Below are 18,591 nucleotides of genomic sequence, written 5' to 3' on the forward strand. Positions count from 1 at the left end.
ATTGCCGGGTGACCGTCCCCAACGTCCTCGCCACGCGCTACGCCGGGGCGGACCTCGCCGAGATCTGGTCGCCGGAGCACAAGATCGTGCTCGAGCGGCGCCTGTGGATCGCCGTGCTCACCGCGCAGAAGGACCTCGGTGTCGACGTGCCCGACGGGGTGATCGAGGACTACGAGGCCGTGGTCGAGAAGGTCGACCTCGCGAGCATCGCCGCGCGCGAGCGCGTGACTCGGCACGACGTGAAGGCGCGCATCGAGGAGTTCAGTGCGTTGGCCGGCCACGAGCACATCCACAAGGGGATGACCTCGCGCGACCTCACCGAGAACGTCGAGCAGCTGCAGATCCGGTCCTCGCTGGTGCTGCTGCGCACCCGGGTGGTGGCGACGCTGGCCCGGCTGGCCCGGCTCGCGACCGAGCACGAGGCGCTGGTGATGGCCGGTCGCTCCCACAACGTCGCGGCCCAGGCGACGACGCTCGGCAAGCGGTTCGCCACCGTCGCCGACGAGATGCTGGTCGCGCTCGACCGGCTCGACGACCTCCTCGCGCGCTATCCGTTGCGCGGCATCAAGGGCCCGATGGGCACCTCCCAGGACATGCTCGACCTGCTCGACGGGTCGACGGCCTCGCTCGGCGAGCTCGAGGAACGGGTGGCCCGCCATCTCGGCTTCGACCGGGTGCTCACGAGCGTCGGACAGGTCTATCCGCGCTCGCTCGACTTCGACGTCGTCTCCGCGCTCGTCCAGCTGGTGGCCGGGCCGTCGAACCTGGCCACCACCATCCGGCTGATGGCCGGCATCGAGCTGGTGACCGAGGGCTTCAAGGAGGGGCAGGTCGGCTCCTCGGCGATGCCGCACAAGATGAACACCCGCTCCTGCGAGCGCGTCAACGGGCTGGCCGTGGTGCTGCGTGGCCAGCTGTCGATGGTCGGCGAGCTGGCCGGTGACCAGTGGAACGAGGGCGACGTCTCCTGCTCCGTCGTACGCCGCGTGGCGCTGCCGGACGCGTTCTTCGCCGCCGACGGCCTGTTCCAGACGTTCCTGACCGTGCTCGACGAGTTCGGAGTCTTTCCAGCGGTCGTGCAGCGCGAGCTCGACCGCTACCTGCCCTTCCTGACCACCACCAAGGTGCTGATGGCTGCGGTCCGCAACGGCGTCGGCCGCGAAGAGGCGCACGAGGCGATCAAGGAGCACGCGGTCGCCGTGGCCCTCGAGATGCGTCAGGGACTGGCCGAGAACGACCTCTTCGCGCGTCTCGGGGCCGACCCGCGGCTGGGCCTCTCCGCACAGCAGCTGGCAGTCCTGGTAGCGGATCCGATCGAGTTCACCGGCGCCGCACGCGAGCAGGTGGCCGCCGTCGTACGACGGGTCGAGGACGTGGTGTCGGGCGATCCGGAGGCGGCTCACTACCGTCCCGGCGAGATCCTCTGACACCACCCGTCCACTGTCCGAAACGTGAGTATTTGGGGCTTGTGACCGGGCTGTCTGTCGCTTAGCGTCGGGGACGTACGAGCCTTGAGTGGACGCGCCGATTCTGCCCGGTGCACCACGCCAGGGACCGCCCCCTTCCGGATCGGGGGTGGTCCCTGTTGGCTGGTTCCATGGACAGCACTGCAGTCGAGGTCGTGGTGACCGGGCACGTCCAGGGCGTCTTCTTCCGGGCCGCGTTGCGCGAGCAGGCCGAGCAGCGGGGTGTGACCGGCTGGGTGCGCAACGAGCCCGACGGCTCCGTGCACGCCCATCTCGAGGGGCCGGTCGATGCCGTTCAGGACCTCGTGAGCTGGTGTGGCCACGGCCCGCCGGCGGCCCGGGTCGAGGCGGTGCGGACCGCCGACGCCGAGCCGATCGGAGCCCCTTCATTCGAGTCCGGCTAGTTCCGATTCCGAATTGTCCGGTTTGTATACTTTAGTCCAAAACGGACGTAGGCTGTCTCACACGTTGGACCATCGGGGTCCAACGATGAGGGGAGGGAACCCATCATCATGAGCTTGAAGAACCGTGGAATCCGTGGAGCGCTCGTAGCTGTCGCCGTGGCATTCGCCGTCGCCTCGATCCCCGCCGGCGGTGGCGCCGCCCAGGCCAAGGCACCGACGAACAAGGCGATCCTGAACCACGCCATCTTGAACCACGCCATCCTCGACAAGGCGATTCTCGACAAGGCGATCCTCTGATCCAACCTGCTCCTCGAGGGGTGTGCCGGCGACCGCCGGTGCACCCCTCGTCGGTTTGTAGGGTGTCGCCGTGCACAACATCCCCGACGCCCCGACCATCGAGGGCGCCACGCACCTCCACTCCGGGAAGGTGCGGGACCTCTACCGTCTCGACGACGGCCACCTGCTGATGGTGGCCAGCGACCGGATCTCGGCCTACGACTTCGTGCTGGACACCAGGATCCCGGACAAGGGCGAGATCCTGACGCGGATGTCGTTGTGGTGGTTCGACCAGCTCGCCGACCTGGTGCCCAACCACGTGGTCTCCACCGACGTGCCCGAGGCCGTCCGCGGTCGCGCGGTCGTCTGCGAGGAGCTCGCGATGTACCCGGTCGAGTGCGTGGCGCGGGGATACCTCACCGGCTCGGGGCTCCTGGACTACCAGTCGACCGGCGAGGTCTGCGGCATCGCGCTCCCACGCGGACTGGTCGACGGCAGCCGGCTCCCGGCGCCGATCTTCACTCCTGCGACCAAGGCCGCGATCGGCGACCACGACGAGAACGTCTCCTACGAGGCGGTCGTCAGCGACATCGGCCGCGACGCCGCCGAGCGGCTGCGCGACCTCACCCTGGAGGTCTATGCCCGGGCCGACGGCCTGGCGCGCGAACGCGGGATCATCCTGGCTGACACGAAGTTCGAGTTCGGCACGCGGCTCCGCGGTGACGCCGCCGGCGACGTCGTGCTGGGCGATGAGGTGCTGACCCCCGACTCCAGCCGCTACTGGCCCGCCGACGAGTGGCAGCCCGGCCGCACCCAGCAGTCCTACGACAAGCAGATCGTGCGCAACTGGCTCACCTCACCCGCGAGCGGCTGGGACCGGGCCTCGGGCGACCGGCCGCCGGCGCTGCCGGCCGAGATCGTCGAGCGGACCCGATCGCGCTACGTCGAGGCCTTCGAGCTCCTGACGGGGGAGACGTTCTGAGGTCGACACGCACCACCACCCTGCGGTACGGCGTCCCGCTCCACGACGCCTTCACCTATCTCGCCGACCCGCGCAACCGGCCTGAGTGGCAGTCCTCGCTGCGACGTGTCGAGCTGATCGACGAGGGCGCCCCGCGGATCGGCTTCCGCTGGCTCGACCACACCGCGGTGGGGATGGCGCCCGAGATGGAGATCACGGAGCTCGAGACCGACGTCCTCTGGGCCGAGTCCGGCCGCTGGCGGGCGATCGAGGCCGACCTCACCCTGCGCTTCGCACGGCACCGGGAGGGGTGCAGCGTCGACGCCGAGTTCGTCGTGCGTGGCGAGGGCTACCTGCGACCGGTCGGGTGGGTGGCGAGCGCGGTCGGGCTGCTCGCCGTACGTTCTGACCTCCGGCGTGCTGGGCGCATCCTCGAGTCGCGGGCGAGCGCCTGACGGCCCGTCGATAGACTGCAGCCGCCTGCATCCCCACTAGAGAGTTGGTGGCCTCCCGTGGCCCGTGTCGTCGTCGACGTCATGCCCAAGCCCGAGATCCTCGACCCCCAGGGCAAGGCCGTGCAGGGTGCGCTGCCGCGCCTCGGCTTCACCGGGGTCAGCGAGGTCCGACAGGGCAAGCGATTCGAGATCGAGCTGGACGGCGACGCCACCGAGGAGCGATTGGCCCAGGTCCGCGAGATGGCCGAGACCCTCCTCTCGAACCCGGTGATCGAGGACTACGCCGTTCGAGTGGTGTCGTGAAGATCGGAGTCGTCACCTTCCCCGGTTCGCTCGACGACGTCGATGCGCGTCGCGCCGTGGCGCTGGGCGGGGCCGAGCCGGTCGCCCTCTGGCACGGCGACCACGACCTCAGGGGAGTCGATGCCGTCGTACTCCCCGGAGGGTTCTCCTACGGCGACTACCTGCGCTGCGGCGCGATCGCCCGCTTCGCGCCGGTGATGACCGAGGTGGTCACCGCGGCCCGCGGCGGCATGCCGGTCCTCGGCATCTGCAACGGTTTCCAGATCCTGTGCGAGTCCCACCTGCTGCCCGGCGCGCTGATCCGCAACGACCACCGCAAGTTCGGCTGCCTCGACCAGCGGATCTCCATCGAGAACAACGCGACGGCCTGGACCTCGGCGTACGCCGCCGGCCAGGAGCTCACCATCGTGCTGAAGAACGGCGAGGGCTCCTACGTCGCCGACCAGCACACCCTCGACCTGCTCGAGGGGGAGGGGCGGGTGGTCGCGCGGTACGCCGGGGCCAACCCCAACGGCTCGCAGCGCGCCATCGCCGGCGTCACCAACGAGGCCGGCAACGTGGTCGGGCTGATGCCGCACCCCGAGCACGCCGTCGAGGACCTGTGCGGTCCCGGCACCGACGGGCTCGGGTTCTTCGCCAGCGTCGTCGCGGCCCTCCAAGCCGCCTAGCTGGTCGAGCAGCGAGCGCCAGCGAGCGATCAGTCGAGACCGCCGTTCACGAGAGCCGGCAGGTCAGGTCCGGCCGCGCTCGAGTGCCGCCCAGGTCGCCGCGGTGACCGTGCCGGTCACGGGGAGACCGACAGCTCGCTGGTAGGCCTTCACGGCGGTCGCCGTCGCGGGTCGGTAGGTGCCCGAGACCGCGAGCCCGCTGGCCAGGGCGGCGTTCATGGCCCGCTGGACCCGCACCGCGTCGGCGTTCTTCATGCCGACCCGCAGCAGGGTGCGGCTGTTGCCGTGGGTGACGAGGGCCGTCCAGACCGGACGCGTCACGACCGCCTTCTTCGGGAAGCCGATGCTGGCCTGGAAGGAGTACAGCGCGGCCGTGGTCTGGCTGTTCCACTTCCCAGTGACCTCGTACTTGTACAGGTGCTGCTGCTTGAGCAGGCACTGGAGCGGGATGACGTACTGCGCCGGCGCCTTGGTGTTGTAGGTCGGGTAGTCCCGGCGGGTGATCGTCGCGGGGGTGCAGTGCGCGTCCGAGGTCGAGCTGCCGGTGTACTTCGGCGCCGTGGGGGCCGGAGTGGGAGCCGGCTGCGGGGCCGGAGTGCTGGCACCCGGGATCTTCGGGGTGCGCAGGTTCAGGTAGTTGCGGTCGATGTTGATCCGTACGCCGCCGTACGTCTCGTTGTGGCCGCCCTGGTACTGCTTCATCCGGCCGTAGGGCAGCCACCCGTCACTGCGGATGTACGACGAGCTGGTGTTGGCCTTGCCGTTCCAGTCCGCGATCCAGACCTGGTCGGGCATGGTCAGCGGGCTGTGCGGAGCCACCCGGTGGTCGTCCATCATCCTGATGCCCGACGCGGCACTCGAGTAGTAGCCCGACGCGTAGCCGAGGTCGTGCAGCTGCCGGGTCCAGGCGGTGAGGTACCACAGCGCCGAGTTCGTGCAGGTCGTGCTCTTGCGGATGTCGAAGGCCTCGAGGTCGTAGAACAGCGTGCTGCCGCGGACGATGCCGAGGCGTTGCGCGGTGGTGACGGCCTTGCGGGCCTCGGCCCGGCCCTGGCTCCGCGCGGCGTAGTAGGTGTTCGCGGCGGTCGGGATGATCGTGGGGTCGATGTTCTTGCCGTAGCGCGGGTAGCGGCTCGAGCAGGCGGCCTGCGGGCCGAGCGTGATCGGCATCAGGCGCCAGCCGGCGGCGAGCTGGTTCTTCACCCAGGTCGGCGTCAGGTTGGCCTGCGTGCGGCAGGCCCGCGAGTTGCCGGAGATGTAGATGCCCGCGGCCCGGAACGGCGACTTCTTGATCCAGGTCGACATCGCGGTCTGGCTCGGGGCGTCGCACTGGTCGAAGCCGTAGCCGGTGAAGTTCCCCGGGGTGACCGGGTTGGCGGCGTACGCCGGCGCGCTGGGCAGGGCGCCGAACAGGGTCGCGATCAGGCCGGCCGCCAACGCGGCGGACAAGGCTCGGGGAAGCATCGGAATCTCCAAGAATGTCGGGAAATGACGATGACTTTAACCCCACTAATCACACCAGTAACAGGGCTTGAATGAATTACAAAGGTGTAATTCAAATTGCTCTGGTGAGGGATAGTCCGATGCGTTCGGACCCTCCGACGGGGCCGCGCCGGGTCCGTGTGCCTCGGACCATCCGTCTCCCAGTAGGTTGATCCCGTGCCCGAGACCAGCACCCTTGCCCACCTCGACACCGTCGCCAACGCCGCCACCGACCCGGGGCACGAGCAGCCGTGGGCCGAGCTGGGCCTGAAAGCCGACGAGTACGCCCGCATCCGCGAGATCCTCGGCCGGCGGCCGACCAGCTCCGAGCTGGCGATGTACTCCGTGATGTGGAGCGAGCACTGCTCCTACAAGTCGAGCAAGGTGCACCTCAAGCAGTTCTCCGAACTGGCCGATCAGCTGGCCCAGGAGGGGCGTACCGGCAAGCTGCTGGCGGGCATCGGCGAGAACGCGGGCGTCATCGACATCGGTCAGGGTTACGCCGTCACCTTCAAGGTCGAGAGCCACAACCACCCGTCGTACGTCGAGCCCTACCAGGGTGCGGCCACCGGGGTCGGTGGCATCGTCCGCGACATCCTCGCCATGGGCGCCCGCCCCGTCGCGGTGATGGACCCGCTGCGCTTCGGACCCCTCGACGCGCCGGACACCCACCGGGTACTGCCCGGGATCGTCGCCGGCGTCGGTGGCTACGGCAACTGCCTCGGCCTGCCGAACATCGGCGGCGAGGCCGTCTTCGACGAGACCTACCTCGGCAACCCCCTGGTCAACGCCCTCTGCGTCGGCGTGCTGCGTCACGAGGACCTCCACCTGGCCAAGGCGAGCGGTGTCGGCAACCAGGTGATCCTCTACGGCGCCAGGACCGGCGGCGACGGCATCGGAGGCGTCAGCGTGCTGGCGAGCGAGACCTTCGACTCGACCGGTCCGGCCAAGCGGCCCAGCGTCCAGGTCGGCGACCCGTTCATGGAGAAGCTGCTCATCGAGTGCACGCTCGAGCTGTTCGCGGCCGGCATCGTCGCCGGCATCCAGGACCTCGGCGGCGCCGGTCTCTCCTGCGCGACCAGCGAGCTGGCCAGCGCCGGTGACGGCGGCATGCACGTCGAGCTCGACCGGGTTCCGCTGCGCGACTCCTCGCTCGCGCCCGAGGAGATCCTGATGAGCGAGAGCCAGGAACGGATGATGGCCGTCGTCGAGCCCGACGATGTCGCCGCCTTCCTCGCCATCTGCGAGAAGTGGGAGGTCGACGCCACCGTCATCGGCGAGGTGACCGACGGTGACCGTCTGCAGATCGACTGGCACGGCGAGCGGGTCGTAGACGTGCCGCCCCGGTCGGTGGCCCACGACGGCCCGACGTACCAGCGGCCCTTTGCCCGCCCCGACTCCCAGGACGTCCTCCAGGCCGACGGCGCCGAGACCCTCCCGCCGCCGTCCTCCGCCGACGAGCTGCGTGACACCCTGCTGCGGCTGGTCGCCAGCCCCAACCTGTGCGACAAGTCCTGGATCACCGACCAGTACGACCGCTACGTGCAGGGCAACACCGTGCTCGCCCAGCCGAGCGACAGCGGCATGATCCGCGTCGACGACGACACCAACCTCGGTGTGGCGGTCTCGACCGACTGCAACGGCCGCTTCGCCCTGCTCGACCCGTACGCCGGGGCCCAGCTCGCGCTCGCCGAGTCCTACCGCAACGTGTCGACCGGTGGCGCCACCCCGCTGGCGATCAGCGACTGCCTCAACTTCGGCTCGCCCGAGGACCCCGCAGTGATGTGGCAGTTCGCCGAGGCCTGCCGGGGCCTGAAGGACGCCTGCCTCGAGCTCGGCATCCCGGTCACCGGCGGCAACGTCAGCCTCTACAACCAGACCGGCGAGACCGCGATCCTGCCGACGCCCGTCGTGGCGGTGCTCGGCGTCATCGAGGACGTCACGAGGCGTACGCCGACCGGCTTCCCGGCGGCCGGCCAGCAGGTGCTGCTGCTCGGCGAGACCCGCGAGGAGCTGTCCGGGTCCGAGTGGGCCCACGTCGTCCACGGCCACCTCGGAGGTACGCCGCCCCGGGTGGACCTCGCCGCCGAACGGGGGCTCAGCGAGCTGCTGGTCGAGGCGACCGGGGTGCTGTCCTCGGCGCACGACCTCTCCGACGGCGGCCTCGCCCAGGCCCTGGCCGAGTCGTGCCTCCGCAACGGTGTCGGTGTCCGGGTCGAGCTCGCCGGTGACCCCTTCGTCGAGCTGTTCAGCGAGTCGGCCGGCCGGGTGCTGGTCACGGTGGACGGCCCCGACGACGAGGAGCGGCTCTTCGACCTGGCCGCCGAGCACGGCGTACCGATCACCTCCCTCGGTCAGACCCGCGGCGACTCGCTGTCGGTGACCGGCCTGTTCGACGTACCCCTCGAGGAGCTGCGCACCGCCTGGACCGTCACGCTCCCCGCCGCCCTGGCCTAGGCAGCTCGCTCGTCCCTCACACGTCTCGGGTGAGGCAGGTCGGCGGTCGGCCTGAGCATGATGCGCCGGGAGGCACTCATGACCACCGGGGCGCAGGGCGGCAACGAGGCGGTGTCGGGCAGTCGCCGGCTGATGCTGCTCCTGGCGGCTGCGATGTTCGTGCTGGTGGTGGACACCTCCTTGATGAACGTGTCCATCTCGGCCGTCATCACCGACCTGGACACGACGGCCAGCGGCGTACAGTCCGCGATCGCACTCGAAGCGCTGGTCTCGGCGGCCTTCATCCTGATCAACAGCAAGGTCGGCGACCTGATCGGCCGCAAGCGGGCCTACGTCCTCGGACTGCTCGCCTACGCCATCGGGGCGCTGGCCATGACGCTCGCCCAGAGCCTCACCGCGATCATCATCTTCTGGGCCATCATCGGCGGCCTCGGCGCCTCGCTGCTCCTGCCGGCCATGCAGTCGCTGATCCACGGCAACTTCTCGGGCTCGGCCCAGACGCAGGCCTATGCGATGGTCGGAGCGGCCGCCGCGATCGCGGCCGCGATCGGGCCCCTGCTGGGCGGGTTCGTCACGACCTACCTGTCGTGGCGGGTCGGGTTCGGGCTCGAGGTGCTCATCATCGCCATCGTGCTGAGCCAGATCGGCCTGGTGAAGGACGTGCCCTACACCGGCGATCGCCAGGTCGACGTGGTCGGCGCGATCCTGTCGGTGATCGGCATGGGCGGCGTGGTGCTCGGGATCCTGGTCTGGCAGGAGGGCGGCGAGTTCGTCGGCCTGCTGATGGTTCTCGGCGCGGTGGCGCTCTGGCTGCTCGCCCGGTGGCTGATCCGGCGCAAGCGGGAGCAGCAGGTGACGCTGCTCGACCCCGACCTGTTCCGGCACCCGACCTTCACCGCCGGGGTCACCGGTCAGATGATGCAGCAGGTCGCCCTGGGCGGGGCGATGATCGCACTCCCGCTGTTCCTCCAGATGACCCTCGAGTACGACGCACTGGAGGCCGGTCTGTCGCTGGCACCGCTGTCCCTGACCATGTTCGCCGCGGCCCTGGTCGCCGGTCGCAGGGCCGGTGGGCGCCGCCCGGCCGCGATCATCCGGATGGGCTTCGTGCTGGTCAGCATCGGGATCGCCGTGATCATCCCGTTCGTGCCTCGGGTGGACAGCGGCTGGTACCTCGTGGTCCCGCTCGCCGTCACCGGCTCCGGCCTGGGCCTGCTCGTCTCGCAGCTGAACAACTACACCCTCGCGCCGGTCGAGGAGGAGCGGGTCAGCGAGGCCGCCGGCGTGAACTCGGCCGCCGGCTCCTTCGGACTCTCCTTCGGCCTGGCCATGGCAGGCGGCCTGATGCTGGCCGCCCTGTCGTTCAGCTTCACCCACATGACCGAGAACAGCGAGGTCATTCCCGCGGCCGAGCAGCAGCAGATCGCCAAGGTGCTGGAGCACGACGCCGAGGTGATGAGCAACTCCCAGCTCGAGAAGAGGATCACCGGACAGCCCGCAGCAGTGGAGGCGGAGGTCGTCTCCATCAACAACGACGCCCGCAACCGCTCGCTGCAGATCGCCCTGCTGGTGCCCCTCCTCGCCGGCCTGATCGGGATCGGCAACTCCCTCCGGATGTTGCGCCTGCCCGACCGGAAACCCTCCGCCCCGCTGGAGGGCATGGACCTCGGCTGACCTGTCGCCCCGGGCGGATAGCCTGCGGGGGTGCCTCGCCTCCAGCCCCAGGACCCGGCTGCGGTCGCCGAGGCCATCTCCCGTGACGAGCGCACCAAGGCCGATCTCAGGCTGCTGACCAAGCACTTCCTCGCCGTGCTCAGCGAGCAGGCTCCGGGTAAGTCGGTCGAGGTCCGGGTGCCGCCGTACGCCGCCGCGCAGGTCGTCGCCGGCGTCCGCCACACGAGGGGTACGCCGCCCGCGGTGATCGAGCTCGACGCGACCACCTGGATCGCCCTGGCCACCGGCGAGACCACCTGGCAGCAGGCCGTCGAAGCCGGCCGCGTCCGGGCCTCCGGCGAGCGCGCCGACCTGACCCCCTACCTGCCTCTCACCGGTCGAGACGGCCCCACTTAGGTTGAACCCATGGACATCGACGAGCTGCGTGCGCGGGTGACCGCCGAGCTGCCCCGCATCCGCCAGGACCTCGAGGACCTGGTGCGGATCGAGTCGGTCAGCGCCGACCCTGCCCGCGCCGCCGAGGTGCAGCGCAGTGCGGAGGCGGTGGCCACCCTGTTCAGCGCAGAAGGCTTCGAGGACGTGCAGGTCGTCAGCGCCCGCGACGACGGGCGAGCCCCGGCCGTGATCGCCCGCAAGCCCGCGCCCGACGGGAAGCCGACGGTGCTGCTCTACGCCCACCACGACGTCCAGCCCGAGAACGACCACGCCGAGTGGGACTCTCCTCCGTTCGAGCCGACCGAGCGCGACGGCCGTCTCTACGGTCGTGGCGCGGCCGACGACAAGGCCGGGATCGTCGCCCACCTCGGCGCCGTCCGGGCGCTGGGCGAGGACCTCGGCGTCGGGGTGACGATGTTCATCGAGGGCGAGGAGGAGGTCGGCAGCGACACCCTGGCCGACCTGCTGGCCGAGCACCGCGAGACCCTGGCCGCCGACGTCATCGTGATCGCCGACAGCGGCAACTGGGACATCGGCGTACCCGCCCTCACCACCAGCCTCCGCGGGCTGGTGCGCGTCGACGTCGGCGTGCGGACACTGACCCACGCCGTGCACTCCGGCATGTGGGGCGGGCTGGTGCCGGATGCCCTGATGACGCTCACCCGCCTGCTCACCACGTTGTACGACGAGGACGGGTCGGTGGCCGTCGCCGGGCTGCACACCGGCACTGCAGCCGACGTCGACTACCCGGCCGACCGACTTCGGGCCGAGTCCGGCATCGCCCCGGGGGTCGGCTTCATCGGCCACGGCTCGGTCGTCGAGCGGCTCTGGGCCCAGCCCTCGCTGACCATCACCGGTCTCGACGCCCCCAAGGTCGACGGCGCCAGCAACACCCTGACCGCCTCCGCCCGCGCCAAGCTCTCCCTCCGGATCGCTCCGGGCGACACCACCGAGAACGCCCTCGACTGCCTGCGAGCCCACCTCGAGCAGCACGTCCCGTTCGGGGCCGAGCTCAGCTTCGAGCTCGTCGACACCGGTGAGGCGACCCAGATCGACGCCACCGGTCCGGCGTACGACGCGGCCCGCAAGGCCTTCACCGACGCCTGGGACGGCGTCCAGCCGATCGACATGGGAGTCGGCGGGTCCATCCCGTTCATCGCCGAGTTTCTGGAGAGCTTCCCCCGGGCGAGCGTGCTGGTCACCGGGGTCGAGGATCCCGACACCCGCGCCCACGGCGCCAACGAGGGCCTGCATCTCGCGGAGTTCGAACGTGTCTGTCTGGCCGAGGCCTTCCTCCTGTCCAACCTCGCGGACTGAGCGGAGGACGACATGCCGCTCTCCACCGACGAGGTCCTCGAGCTGATGCAGTCCGTCGCGGCCGAGGTCATCACGCCACGGTTCCGGTCGCTCGCGGCGTCGGAGATCGACGAGAAGCGACCGGGCGACCTCGTCACGGTGGCCGACCACGAGGCCGAGGAGCTGATCACCAAGGCGCTGCTCGAGGCCTACCCGGACGCCGTCGTGCTCGGCGAGGAGGCCTTCGCGACGGCACCCGAGCTGATGGAGCAGTTCCGCGCTGCCGACCACGGCTTCACCGTCGACCCGGTCGACGGCACCAAGAACTTCGTCAACGGGTCGAAGGACCACGCCGTGATGATCGCGGAGGTGATCGACGGCGAGACGGTGCGCGGCTGGATCTGGCAGCCGGAGCACGAGATGGCCTGGGTGGCCGAGCAGGGTGGCGGCGTACGACGCAACGGCGAGGTGGTGCGTCGCGAACCCGCCGGCGACCAGCCGCAGGGAGCCACCTCGATCTGGTCACGTCGCGGCCGCCAGCCGGTCGGCCTGCCGAAGCTGATCGGCACCTGGGTCTGCTGCGGGGTCGACTACCCGAAGCTGATCGAGGGCGAGGCCGACTACGTCCTCTACGGCCACACCAATCCCTGGGACCACCTGCCCGGCACCCTGATGGTGCGCGAGGCCGGAGGCGCGGCCTCGCACCGCGACGGGACGCCCTACACCGCCAGGTCGGGTGCCCCCGGCCTGGTCGTCGCCGCCGACCCGGTCACCGTGGAGCGTGCCCGCGAGGCCTGCGCCGACCTCTGGCCGCGCTGAGGGAAGCGCCAGTCCGACAAATCTGGACGTCTCAGGTGGTTTCGGGTTCAACGTCGCCCGGGTAACGTCTCCGGTGGCGGTGGTCGACCCTCGGGAGCGGGTGGATCGGCGTCGGGGGAGGGAGGCTCGGGAGCCTCCCGGGCCGCAGCACATCGAGAGGACGCTGCGTGACCCTCACCCCATCGACCCCGGACACGTCCGGGGACGTCTCCGGTCGGCCCGACCAGCCCCGCCAGGGCTCCGGAGTCAGTCGCCGCGGCTTCCTCGGCTACGTCATCGGCGCCTCGACCCTCGTCGTGGCCGTCGACCTCGGCAGCATGGCCCCTGCCTTCGGTGCCGTGCCCTCCCCGCCGCAGATCGCCGAGGGCTACGACCTCGAGGACGCGCAGACCGACGCCGCGCGTCCGACGGCGCAGCTGATCACCATCACGGTCAACAAGGACGGCACCGCCTCGTTCGCGCTGCCGCGCATGGAGGTCGGCCAGGGCATCACCACCTCGACCGCGATGATCATCGCCGAGGAGCTCGACCTGCCGGTCGAGAAGGTGCACGTCACCCTGGCGCCGGCCCGTCCCGAGCTGATGCTCAACCAGCTCACCGGCGGCTCCAACACCACCGTCTCGACGTACACCCCGATCCGGGTGGCCGCGGCCATCGCGAAGGGCGCCCTGCTCGAGGCCGCGGCCATCGAGCTGGGCTCGGCGGTCGCGCTGTTGAAGTCGAAGAACGGTGTCGTCACCGCACCCGACGGCTCCTCGGCGACGTACGGCGACCTCGCCGAGAAGGCAGCCTCCCCGACCACCAGGACGGTCGACGTCCAGCTCAAGGGCCGGGACTCCTTCGCCGTCATCGGCACGTCGCACAACCGGGTCGACGCCCGCGACATCGTGACGGGGCAGAAGAAGTTCGCCATGGACCTCCAGGTCCCCGACGCGATGCCGACGATGGTGTGCCGCGCGCCCACCCTGAACGGCACCCCGAAGCGCCTGCGCAACGAGGCCGCTGTGCTCGCGATGCCCGGCGTCACCGACGTCGCCCTGATCGCGACCGGCATCGCGGTCCGGGCCCGGACCTTCGGCCAGTGCATCGACGCCATCCGCGCCATGGACGTCGACTGGAACCCGGGGACCGTCGAGGGCGAGTCCGACGACACCATCCTGGCCAAGGTGCGCAAGGCGGAGCTGCCGCTGGCGGTGCCCAAGGTGCCGGTGCTGGCCAAGACGGTCGAGGCCGACTTCACCTTCATGTTCCGCAGCAGTGCCGCGCTCGAGCCCTACTGCGCCGTCGCCGACGTGCGTGCCGACCACGCCACCGTGTGGGCCGGGCTGAAGGTCCCGATCGTGGCCCAGATGGACATCGCCCAGGCCGTCGGCCTGCCCAAGGAGAAGGTGACCGTCAACGTCGTCACCGGCGGCGGGTCGTTCGGTCACAAGCTGTTCCCCGACCACGCGGTCGAGGCGGCCCGGGCCTCGAAGGCGATCGGCAAGCCGGTCCGGCTGATGTGGCACCGTGCCGACGAGCCGCGCCAGGGCCGGGTGCACCCGATGTGCACCTCACGCATCCGGGCGACGTACCTCGCCGGTCAGGTGCTCAGCTTCGAGCAGCGCCACACCAGCGTCGCCACCGACTTCAGCCACGGCTTCGGCGAGATGATCACCGCGCTGGGTGGGCGGCTGCCCGGCGGACTCGGCAACCAGACCTACGCCGAGGTGATCTTCAACCTCACCCAGGAGCTGCCCTACAACTTCGGCGCGGTCACCCAGGTGATCAACGAGACCGAGCGCCGGTTCAACACCGGCAGCATGCGCAACATCTACTCACCCGACGTACGCGTGGCCAACGAGCTCGTCATCGACCAGCTGGCCCGGGCGATGGGCAAGGACCCCCTCGCGTTCCGGCTGGCGTTCCTGAAGGACGAGCGGGTGAAGGCGGTGCTCCGCAAGGCGGCCGAGGTCGGCGACTGGGGCAAGACGATGGCCCCGGGCACGTCCCAGGGGATCTCGTTGCACAAGGAGTACAAGGGCGCCACGGCCTGCGTCGTGGAGATCGACTGCCGGCCGGAGACGGTCAATCGCAAGGTCCGCGACGGCGTCACCGGCCCGCGGGTCACCCGGGCCACGGTCGCAGTGGACGCGGGTCTGGTGATCAACCCGAACGGTTTGAAGGCCCAGATGATGGGTGGCTTCTCCGACGGGATGGCGCTCACCCTGACCAGCAGCGTGCACCTCCGCGACGGCCACTTCCTCGAGGCCAGCTGGGACAACTACTTCTACACACGGCAGTGGAACGTCCCGCACGACTTCGAGGCCGTCATCGTCGACTCGGGCTCCGACCAGCCCGGCGGCGCCGGAGAGGCAGGCGTGGCGGCTTCGGCCGCAGCGGTCGCCTGCGCGTTCGCCCGGGCCACCGGGAAGGTGCCGACCAGGTTCCCGATCAACCACGACGACCCGTTGGCCTTCGAGGTCAAGAGCTTCGTGCCCCCCGTACCCGCGTCCCCCACCGACGGCCTGAGCCACACCTACTGAGGACACGACATGCCGAAGCACACCTTCATCCTCAACGGGAAGTCGACGACCGTCGACGTGGACGACGACGTCCGCCTGCTCTGGGTCATCCGCGACATCGTCGGGCTCACCGGCCCGAAGTACGGCTGCGGCATCAACGTCTGCAAGGCCTGTACGTCGCACCTCAACGGCAAGGCCTTCAACCCCTGCTCGGTGCGCGTGGCCGACATCTCGGAGACCGACGAGGTCACCACGATCGAGGGGCTGGCCGACACCGCCGACGGTGACCTGCACCCGATGCAACAGGCGTGGCTGGAGTACGACGTGGCCCAGTGCGGCTACTGCCAGCCCGGCCAGATCATGGCTGCTGTCGCCACCGTCAGGAAGGCCCGGGCCGAGGGGCACGAGGTCAGCGACGCCGATCTCGACGAGATCCGCAACGTCTGCCGGTGCGGCACCTACTCCCGGATCCGTGAGGCGATCAAGGCAGGGGCCAAGGACATGTGAGTCGGGGGCGGGTGACCACCAGGGCAACCGGGGGGACCCTGGTCGGACCCGCCCCCGACTCACAGGAGCGACACCCCGGACGGCGGTACGTCGCTCCTTCAGCGGCACGTACACTCGGCCGCGTGGCCAGCAACGCTCGCCGTCCCGGAGACGGCCGCCTGACGCATGACCTCGACCCCCACGACCGCGGACCCCAGGACGCCTGTGGCGTCTTCGGTGTCTGGGCCCCCGGCGAAGACGTCGCCAAGCTCACCTACTTCGGTCTCTACGCCCTCCAGCACCGTGGCCAGGAGTCGGCCGGCATCTCGGTCAGCAACGGCCGCCAGATCCTGGTCTACAAGGACATGGGCCTGGTCTCTCAGGTGTTCGACGAGTCCACCCTGGAGGCCCTCAAGGGCCACCTCGCGGTGGGTCACTCGCGCTACTCCACGACCGGGGCCAGTACCTGGCACAACGCCCAGCCGACCTTCCGGCCCACCGCCGACGGCTCGATCGCGCTGGCCCACAACGGCAACCTGACCAACACCCGCGACCTCCAGCAGATGGTCGCCGACCTCCCGGTGGACACCGAGCTCGACTTCGGCGCCCGCAAGCTCGAGACCAGCACCAACGACACCTCCCTGGTCACCGCCCTCCTGGCCGTGCATCCCGACACCTCGCTCGAGGAGCGCGCCGTCGAGCTGCTTCCCAGGCTGCAGGGTGCCTACTCCTTCGTCTGGATGGACGAGTCCACGCTGTACGCCGCCCGCGACCCCCAGGGCATCCGGCCGCTCGTGCTCGGCCGACTCGAGCGGGGCTGGGTGGTGGCGAGCGAGACGGCTGCCCTCGACATCGTGGGTGCGTCGTACATCCGTGAGATCGAGCCGGGCGAGATGATCGCCGTCGACGAGCAGGGCCTGCGCAGCCGCATCTTCGCCAAGCCCGAGCCCAAGGGCTGCCTGTTCGAGTTCGTCTACCTCGCCCGGCCCGACACCCTGATCTCCGGCCAGCGCATCCACAGCGTGCGCGTGGAGATCGGGCGACGCCTGGCCAAGGACTACCCCGCCGACGCCGATCTCGTCATCCCTGTGCCGGAGTCCGGCACCCCCGCCGCCATCGGGTACGCCGAGGCCAGCGGCATCCCCTACGGCACCGGCCTGGTGAAGAACTCCTACGTCGGGCGCACCTTCATCCAGCCCAGCCAGACGATCCGCCAGCTCGGCATCCGGCTCAAGCTCAACCCGCTGCGTGACGTGATCGAGGGCAAGCGGCTGGTCGTCGTCGACGACTCGATCGTGCGCGGCAACACCCAGCGCGCCCTGGTCCGGATGCTCCGTGAGGCAGGTGCCCGCGAGGTCCACGTGCGCATCTCCAGCCCCCCGGTGAAGTGGCCCTGCTTCTACGGCATCGACTTCGCCACCCGCGCCGAGCTGATCGCCAACGGCCTGTCCACCGAGGAGATCTGCAACTCCATCGGCGCCGACTCCCTGGCCTACATCTCCCTGGAGCAGCTGGTCGAGGCGACCTCGGTGCCCTCCGACAGCCTGTGCCGCGCCTGCTTCGACGGCGTCTACCCGGTCAAGCTGCCCGAGCCGGAGTTCCTCGGCAAGCACCTGCTCGAGATGGCACCGCTGATCGAGGCCGAGGGCCTGGCGACCTCGCTGGCCGGCGGCGGCGCCGTCGACGCGCTCGACCGCCCATGAGCCAGCCCAGCTCCGGAGCCACCTACGAGGCGGCCGGCGTCTCGATCGAGGCCGGCGACAAGGCCGTCGAGCTGATGCGCGTCTGGGTCGACAAGGCCCGGCGCCCCGAGATGGTCGGCGGCATCGGCGGCTTCGCCGGGCTGTTCGACGCCAGTGCGCTCAAGGCCTACGAGCGCCCGCTGCTGGCCAGCTCGGCCGACGGCGTCGGCACCAAGGTGGCGATCGCGCAGGCGCTCGACAAGCACGACACGATCGGGTTCGACCTCGTCGGCATGCTCGTCGACGACCTCGTCGTCTGCGGTGCCGAGCCGCTCTTCCTGACCGACTACATCGCCACCGGCCGCGTCGTCCCCGAACGGATCGCGGCCATCGTCAAGGGCATCGCCGAGGCGTGCGTCACCGCCGGGTGCGCGCTCGTGGGCGGCGAGACCGCCGAGCACCCCGGACTGCTGGAGCCCGACGAGTACGACGTGGCCGGCTCCACCACCGGTGTGGTCGAGGCCAGCCAGCTCCTAGGCCCCGGTCGCGTCCGCCCCGGGGACGTGGTGATCGCGATGGCCTCGAGCGGGCTGCACGCCAACGGCTACTCCCTGGTGCGCCACGTCCTGCTCGAGCAGGGGGGGCGGCGGCTCGACGAGCACGTCGACGACCTCGGCCGCACGCTCGGGGAGGAGCTCCTCGAGCCGACCCGGATCTATGCCAAGGCCTGCCTCGACCTGGCCAAGCACACCGAGACGCACGCGATGTCGCACATCACCGGAGGTGGTCTGGCGGCGAACCTCGAGCGGGTGCTTCCGGTCGAGCTCACCGCCTCCATCGACCGGTCCAGCTGGTCGCTGCCACCCGTCTTCGGCCTCGTAGCCGAGACCGGAGGGGTGGCCCGCGAGGACCTCGAGAAGACCCTGAACTGCGGCGTCGGGATGGTCTCCCTGACCGCGGCCGCCGATGCCGATCGAGCGGTCTCGGTGCTCGCCGGCTTCGGCATCGACGCCTGGGTGGCCGGCCTCGTCACCGAGGCGACCGCGGGCGACGGCGGGCGGGTCACGCTGCACGGCGATCACTCCCGGCACTGACCCGTAGATCAGCGCGGATCCGGCGCGTCCAAGTTGGCGGGCCGACGTGCGGGAATCACCACTCGCCAGTTAGGGTTGACCCACGAACAGTTAACTCAGACCGGCAGGCCAAGCGCTGCCGGCCAAACG

Annotated in this window: 17 protein-coding genes; 16 read left to right on the top strand and 1 reads right to left on the bottom strand. The window is 70.2% G+C overall.

The genetic code is table 11. The features are described from left to right. Positions 1 to 8 precede the first annotated feature (8 nt). The 7 genes from purB (at position 9) to purQ (ending at position 4,533) form a co-directional block, all read left to right on the top strand. Positions 9 to 1,427 carry an adenylosuccinate lyase gene (gene purB, locus H976_RS0112615; protein WP_027861837.1) on the top strand — a complete coding sequence of 473 codons (1,419 nt, stop codon included), beginning with the start codon at positions 9 to 11 and terminating at the stop codon, positions 1,425 to 1,427. Between the two features lie 170 nt (positions 1,428 to 1,597). Next, positions 1,598 to 1,870 carry an acylphosphatase gene (locus tag H976_RS0112620; RefSeq protein ID WP_027861838.1) on the top strand — a complete coding sequence of 91 codons (273 nt, stop codon included), beginning with the start codon at positions 1,598 to 1,600 and terminating at the stop codon, positions 1,868 to 1,870. 156 nt (positions 1,871 to 2,026) lie between these two features. Then, positions 2,027 to 2,167, top strand: coding sequence for a hypothetical protein (locus H976_RS30005; protein ID WP_155918220.1), 141 nt, complete (start codon positions 2,027 to 2,029; stop codon positions 2,165 to 2,167). A 70-nt stretch (positions 2,168 to 2,237) separates the two neighbouring features. Next, a complete protein-coding gene (locus tag H976_RS0112630; RefSeq protein WP_027861839.1) occupies positions 2,238 to 3,128 on the top strand; it encodes a phosphoribosylaminoimidazolesuccinocarboxamide synthase in 891 nt (296 codons plus the stop codon). A 20-nt stretch (positions 3,129 to 3,148) separates the two neighbouring features. Then, positions 3,149 to 3,562, top strand: coding sequence for an SRPBCC family protein (locus tag H976_RS31135; protein WP_369759030.1), 414 nt, complete (start codon positions 3,149 to 3,151; stop codon positions 3,560 to 3,562). Positions 3,563 to 3,619: 57 nt separating this feature from the next. Continuing rightward, complete coding sequence (gene purS, locus H976_RS0112640) at positions 3,620 to 3,865, top strand: phosphoribosylformylglycinamidine synthase subunit PurS (protein WP_027861841.1); 246 nt, start codon at positions 3,620 to 3,622, stop codon at positions 3,863 to 3,865. After that, complete coding sequence (gene purQ, locus H976_RS0112645; protein ID WP_027861842.1) at positions 3,862 to 4,533, top strand: phosphoribosylformylglycinamidine synthase subunit PurQ; 672 nt, start codon at positions 3,862 to 3,864, stop codon at positions 4,531 to 4,533. Before purS ends, purQ begins: the two co-directional genes overlap by 4 nt. A 63-nt stretch (positions 4,534 to 4,596) precedes the next feature. Here the strand turns inward: purQ and H976_RS30685 are convergent, their stop codons facing one another. Continuing rightward, on the bottom strand, positions 4,597 to 5,997 hold the full coding sequence (locus tag H976_RS30685) for a glycoside hydrolase domain-containing protein (RefSeq protein ID WP_081682867.1): 1,401 nt from the start codon (positions 5,995 to 5,997) through the stop codon (positions 4,597 to 4,599). A gap of 195 nt (positions 5,998 to 6,192) precedes the next feature. On the opposite strand from H976_RS30685, the gene purL reads away from it, so the two are divergent. The 9 genes from purL to purM all read left to right on the top strand — a co-directional run bounded on the left by purL (position 6,193) and on the right by purM (position 18,462). Further along, complete coding sequence (gene purL / locus H976_RS26105) at positions 6,193 to 8,472, top strand: phosphoribosylformylglycinamidine synthase subunit PurL (RefSeq protein WP_036226194.1); 2,280 nt, start codon at positions 6,193 to 6,195, stop codon at positions 8,470 to 8,472. Between the two features lie 78 nt (positions 8,473 to 8,550). After that, complete coding sequence (locus H976_RS0112660; RefSeq protein ID WP_027861843.1) at positions 8,551 to 10,146, top strand: MFS transporter; 1,596 nt, start codon at positions 8,551 to 8,553, stop codon at positions 10,144 to 10,146. 30 nt (positions 10,147 to 10,176) lie between these two features. Beyond that, positions 10,177 to 10,542, top strand: a complete 366-nt coding sequence (locus H976_RS0112665; RefSeq protein ID WP_027861844.1) for a sterol carrier family protein — start codon at positions 10,177 to 10,179, stop codon at positions 10,540 to 10,542. Between the two features lie 9 nt (positions 10,543 to 10,551). Continuing rightward, positions 10,552 to 11,898, top strand: a complete 1,347-nt coding sequence (locus H976_RS0112670; RefSeq protein WP_036226198.1) for a dipeptidase — start codon at positions 10,552 to 10,554, stop codon at positions 11,896 to 11,898. Positions 11,899 to 11,910: 12 nt separating this feature from the next. Then, positions 11,911 to 12,696, top strand: a complete 786-nt coding sequence (locus tag H976_RS26110; protein WP_196804056.1) for an inositol monophosphatase — start codon at positions 11,911 to 11,913, stop codon at positions 12,694 to 12,696. Positions 12,697 to 12,863: 167 nt separating this feature from the next. After that, a complete protein-coding gene (locus H976_RS0112680; protein ID WP_027861846.1) occupies positions 12,864 to 15,221 on the top strand; it encodes a molybdopterin cofactor-binding domain-containing protein in 2,358 nt (785 codons plus the stop codon). A 9-nt stretch (positions 15,222 to 15,230) separates the two neighbouring features. Next, positions 15,231 to 15,707: a (2Fe-2S)-binding protein gene (locus H976_RS0112685; RefSeq protein WP_027861847.1), complete on the top strand. Its 477-nt coding sequence runs from the start codon at positions 15,231 to 15,233 to the stop codon at positions 15,705 to 15,707. A 122-nt stretch (positions 15,708 to 15,829) separates the two neighbouring features. Continuing rightward, on the top strand, positions 15,830 to 17,389 hold the full coding sequence (gene purF / locus H976_RS0112690; RefSeq protein WP_027861848.1) for an amidophosphoribosyltransferase: 1,560 nt from the start codon (positions 15,830 to 15,832) through the stop codon (positions 17,387 to 17,389). Then, complete coding sequence (gene purM, locus H976_RS0112695) at positions 17,386 to 18,462, top strand: phosphoribosylformylglycinamidine cyclo-ligase (protein ID WP_027861849.1); 1,077 nt, start codon at positions 17,386 to 17,388, stop codon at positions 18,460 to 18,462. The genes purF and purM overlap by 4 nt, the downstream gene beginning before the upstream one ends. Positions 18,463 to 18,591: the final 129 nt, after the last annotated feature.

It is taken from the genome of Marmoricola sp. URHB0036 (genome assembly GCF_000426045.1).
Lineage (GTDB): Bacteria > Actinomycetota > Actinomycetes > Propionibacteriales > Nocardioidaceae > Marmoricola.